Genomic DNA, 3,010 nt, shown 5'->3' on the forward strand with positions numbered 1-3,010 from the left:
CATGTAGTATTTTGACATGATTCCTCTTATAACTAGATACAGCAGCGTTTTGTAAATTTATGATTCCAATTGGATTTAAATACATTATTAGATTTGTCATTAACTTATCTGAAAATGGAGATTCATGGACCTTATGAACGAAGCTCTCTAGTCCAGTTAGGCTCCTTTATTATTTATTTTTTCTTATTATAATGACAAAAATAGTGGTAATTATTCCAGGGGTTATTTCTAATTAATACATTTAGTCCCTCTAAGATTTTCATTATAAAAAGCCCCCTTCTTGTCTACACCCTCACTCATTCGCCATCATACATTATATAAGAGATTAATTTAGTAAAGAAGGGAGAGGAGTATTTGGAGGAGTTATCTATACATCAGAAAGGGCTTTCAAAAGAGACTGATGACCAAGCCGTTCATAAAAATGGTTTGAGTTACGAGTCCGATAATGAAGGAGTTATTAAGGAATTTCGAAGACAAAATCCACAACCGTTTTTAAGCAGAAATAATTCCATGGATGATTGGCTCTTTGGTGGCAGGAGAATGAGCTCAAGACAACAAGCTCTCGTTTCGATGCCACAGCAAAACAACAATCAAAATCAGATTGATTTTAAACAAGTAATGGAAACCATCGATATGGCTTATAACACATGGAAACAGTATAAACCATTATTTAATGGCCTATCACCAATTGTTGATAAAGTCAAAAATAAGCTACCATTCAAAAAATAGAGAAAATATTTGGTGGAAATTTCTTTTAAGCGTAAAAAAATAAACAATGATTCGGTCCATCTCTTTAATTAAGAAAACAATAAAATCCCCTATTTGATCTTATGACTCTACCGGGATTTTCATTAAACTCTCTATATAATTTGGAAGGCTGTTAATAGTAAATACCATATCAATCAATTTTCTTTATAGAGTAACAAAGACATTGCGGAAGCTGCAATGTCTTTGTTTAGTTGGGGAAATCAGGGAGAAGTAATTACTCCACAAGTAATAAGGTTTACGTTTCGTTAAGAAACTTTAATATTATTATCATTGATGTTTAAAATGCCCTTACATTATTTCTTTTTTTACATAGCTTGTAATAACTATTTGAAAGGGGGTTTTAACATGTCTGATGGAGCAGGATACGGTGCAGGTTTTGCCTTGATTGTTGTTTTATTTATCCTACTGATTATTGTAGGAGCATCCTATGTCGGCGGAGGCTACGGTGGTTACGGTTACGGTGGATTTGGTGGTTTTTATTAAATGAAAAATTAGTTTCAAAAGGAAGGGGTCAGACCCCCGGCGCGTTAAAGCTTTAGTTCAATAGGGGTCTGATCCTGCAAAATTAAATAGTCTCTTTTTCCCTATCATAGGTTATTTTAAGAGTGAGAATAAAATAAATTAAAAAAGTCCGAACATGGCTGAAAACATGTCCGGTCCAATAATAATCGATCCCATATGAGATGTCGACGTTTTGGTCAGAAAAATCGATCTTACTTCTTTATGGTGTGAGAAACCTCCCTCCTAAACCATTGATTTCTTTCATTTCGATTTCATAAATCTTTATGCTTTATTTTAATTTACATCACTGATTGTCAGTTTCTGTTTTGGAGTAAAGCTAACATAACTCATAATTCTCTTCCCCGTTCACGATACTGCGATACCCCGCCTCGGTCATATAATAATCGATCGATTCGTTATTCAATAGCTCCTGCATGGTCTTGCACTGCGGCAGCATTTGCTCTTTTGTTACATTCCCTTTATCAATTTCCAACATAATGAGGATGGGCTTTGGTGTTTTCAGCTGTGGTGTCCATTCTGTTGAATCGTTGTTGTATACCTCCACATCGGTATCCACTTGTTTGACTTCCGGCACTTTTTTCTGGAGCAGGGTTTTAATATATTGCTCTGCCTGCGCATTTAACTTTTTTGAAGAATCTTTATTGCGGAAATGCTTCTTCAATAAGTTCGTGACAATTGAAAATATCCAAGTCGATAAGGTGGAATGGCCAATAAATGATGCGATGTTTTACAAGCCTCATAAAAGGTATCATGGCAAAGATCTTGCGCAGTTGCCTGATTACCTGTCTTGGCATAAAAAAACGCATAGATTTTCGGTTGGATTTCTTCGTATTCTTCTTCAAGCTTCTTCATAACACCCTCTCCCTCCCGCTGTTCTTACTATTAATACCTTTACTACATGATTCGTTTCAACTTTTTTGAAAAAAATATATCAGATGGTTATTTGCAGGACCTATAATAGAGAAGATAAAGAGAGTGAACTTTAAATAATTGGAGGAATGACAATGTCAACTCAAATCAAAACTATACATACTTTCAATGCCCCGCGTGAACTTGTCTTCCAGGCATTAACTGATTCAGAACACCTAAAGAACTGGTGGGGGCCAAAAGGATGGACATTCGAGGTTTCTAAAGCAGATTTCAGTACTGGCGGTGTCTTCCACTACAGCCAGAAACCTGCAGACGGCAACAAAATGTGGGTTAAATTTGTATACAGCGAAATGATTGCACCAGAAAAAATCGTTTACTCCAGTTTCTTTTCTGATGCAGAAGGTAACAATGTACGTGCACCCTTTGACGCAAATTGGCCGATGGAAACGCTGAACACCATTACGCTCACCGAAGACGAAGGAAAAACCACTCTTACCATGATGGTGGAGCCCGTATCCCCGACAGAGGAAGGGCTGAAAACCTTCGAGGATTCAAAAGAGATGGCTCAGGAAGGATATGCTGGAACCTTTTATCAATTAGACGAATACCTAACAAAGATTTAATTCAAGTCACAATAAAAACACCGGCAACCAGTTTTTTTATTTTTACATAAAAGAGGTCAGTCCCCCGGTGATATGAACCTAAAACAGGGGACTGACCATAACTTCCTGGAAACTATGTATAGTAGTTTTTAGAAAAGGATTAGCATGTAAATACTGACTAACCTCTATTTGTTTTAATCTATCAAAAATACAATTTTTATCATTACCTCTATCAATAACATCCCATA

5 protein-coding genes are annotated in these 3,010 nt (G+C 36.1%); 3 read left to right on the plus strand and 2 right to left on the minus strand.

Features of this window, described 5'->3' with window-relative positions:
- The first annotated feature begins 354 nt into the window (after window positions 1-354).
- Window positions 355-729: a hypothetical protein gene (locus tag G6554_RS25115; RefSeq protein ID WP_166246826.1), complete on the plus strand. Its 375-nt coding sequence runs from the start codon at window positions 355-357 to the stop codon at window positions 727-729.
- 384 nt (window positions 730-1,113) lie between these two features.
- Window positions 1,114-1,251, plus strand: coding sequence for a YjcZ family sporulation protein (locus tag G6554_RS25120; RefSeq protein ID WP_166246827.1), 138 nt, complete (start codon window positions 1,114-1,116; stop codon window positions 1,249-1,251).
- A 355-nt stretch (window positions 1,252-1,606) separates the two neighbouring features.
- Here G6554_RS25120 and G6554_RS25125 read toward each other — a convergent pair whose 3' ends face one another.
- Together G6554_RS25125 and G6554_RS25130 are read right to left on the minus strand one after the other, a co-directional pair.
- On the minus strand, window positions 1,607-1,951 hold the full coding sequence (locus G6554_RS25125) for a hypothetical protein (RefSeq protein WP_166246828.1): 345 nt from the start codon (window positions 1,949-1,951) through the stop codon (window positions 1,607-1,609).
- Window positions 1,948-2,142: an RNA polymerase sigma factor gene (locus G6554_RS25130; protein WP_166246829.1), complete on the minus strand. Its 195-nt coding sequence runs from the start codon at window positions 2,140-2,142 to the stop codon at window positions 1,948-1,950. The genes G6554_RS25125 and G6554_RS25130 overlap by 4 nt, the downstream gene beginning before the upstream one ends.
- 152 nt (window positions 2,143-2,294) lie before the next feature.
- On the opposite strand from G6554_RS25130, the gene G6554_RS25135 reads away from it, so the two are divergent.
- Complete coding sequence (locus tag G6554_RS25135) at window positions 2,295-2,783, plus strand: SRPBCC domain-containing protein (RefSeq protein WP_242637939.1); 489 nt, start codon at window positions 2,295-2,297, stop codon at window positions 2,781-2,783.
- The last annotated feature ends 227 nt before the right edge of the window (window positions 2,784-3,010 follow it).

The sequence above is a fragment of the Bacillus sp. MM2020_4 genome (assembly GCF_011250555.1).
In the GTDB taxonomy this organism is placed as follows: domain Bacteria; phylum Bacillota; class Bacilli; order Bacillales; family Cytobacillaceae; genus Neobacillus.